This window comes from Streptosporangium sp. NPDC000563 (assembly GCF_040299985.1).
Taxonomy (GTDB): Bacteria; Actinomycetota; Actinomycetes; order Streptosporangiales; family Streptosporangiaceae; genus Streptosporangium.
The window spans coordinates 1,583-3,006 of record NZ_JBEPDA010000066.1 but is presented as its reverse complement, the minus strand read 5'-3'; the positions used below and the strand labels follow the sequence as shown (position 1 = coordinate 3,006).

The window sequence follows — 1,424 nt, the reverse complement described above, 5'->3', positions numbered from 1 at the left end:
TGCTTTGTGGTCAAGTCCTCGGCCTATTAGTACTGGTCAGCTCCACACATTACTGCGCTTCCACTTCCAGCCTATCAACCCGGTCGTCTACCGGGAGCCTTACCCACTCTCGTGGTGGGAGACCTCATCTCAAGGCGAGCTTCCCGCTTAGATGCTTTCAGCGGTTATCCCTTCCGAACGTAGCCAACCAGCCGTGCTCCTGGCGGAACAACTGGCACACCAGAGGTTCGTCCGTCCCGGTCCTCTCGTACTAGGGACAGCTCCTTTCAAGTCTCCTGCGCGCGCAGCGGATAGGGACCGAACTGTCTCGCGACGTTCTAAACCCAGCTCGCGTACCGCTTTAATGGGCGAACAGCCCAACCCTTGGGACCTACTCCAGCCCCAGGATGCGACGAGCCGACATCGAGGTGCCAAACCATCCCGTCGATATGGACTCTTGGGGAAGATCAGCCTGTTATCCCCGGGGTACCTTTTAGCCGTTGAGCGACGGCGCTTCCACATGCCACCGCCGGATCACTAGTCCCAGCTTTCGCTCCTGCTCGACCCGTCGGTCTCACAGTCAAGCTCCCTTGTGCACTTACACTCGACACCTGATTGCCAACCAGGCTGAGGGAACCTTTGGGCGCCTCCGTTACTCTTTAGGAGGCAACCGCCCCAGTTAAACTACCCACCAGACACTGTCCCTGATCCGGATCACGGACCGAAGTTAGACGTTCAAAACGACCAGAGTGGTATTTCACCAATGACTCCACCCCCACTAGCGTGAAGGCTTCACCGTCTCCCACCTATCCTACACAAGACGCTCCAAACGCCAATGTCAAGCTATAGTGAAGGTCCCGGGGTCTTTCCGTCCTGCTGCGCGTAACGAGCATCTTTACTCGTAGTGCAATTTCGCCGGGTCTGCGGTTGAGACAGCGGGGAAGTCGTTACGCCATTCGTGCAGGTCGGAACTTACCCGACAAGGAATTTCGCTACCTTAGGATGGTTATAGTTACCACCGCCGTTTACTGGCGCTTAAGTTCTCAGCTTCGCTGCTCCGAAGAACAACTAACCGGTCCCCTTAACGTTCCAGCACCGGGCAGGCGTCAGTCCGTATACATCGTCTTACGACTTCGCACGGACCTGTGTTTTTAGTAAACAGTCGCTTCCCCCTGGCCTCTGCGACCCCCACCAGCTCAGAACGCAAAGGTTCATCACCAGCGAAGGCCCCCCTTCTCCCGAAGTTACGGGGGCAATTTGCCGAGTTCCTTAACCACAGTTCACCCGATCGCCTTAGTATTCTCTACCTGACCACCTGAGTCGGTTTAGGGTACGGGCCGCCACGACACTCACTAGAGGCTTTTCTCGGCAGCATAGGATCACCCACTTCGCCACAATCGGCTCGGCATCACATCTCAGGATACATGAGAGGCGGATTTACCTAC

The 1,424-nt window shown here is 56.5% G+C and carries 1 rRNA gene (cut by a window edge); it reads right to left on the bottom strand.

Annotated elements, in window-relative coordinates:
* Positions 1-6 precede the first annotated feature (6 nt).
* Positions 7-1,424: ribosomal RNA gene (locus tag ABT352_RS40625) — 23S ribosomal RNA — on the bottom strand; its annotated part runs 1,582 nt beyond the window's last position; the annotation flags it as partial.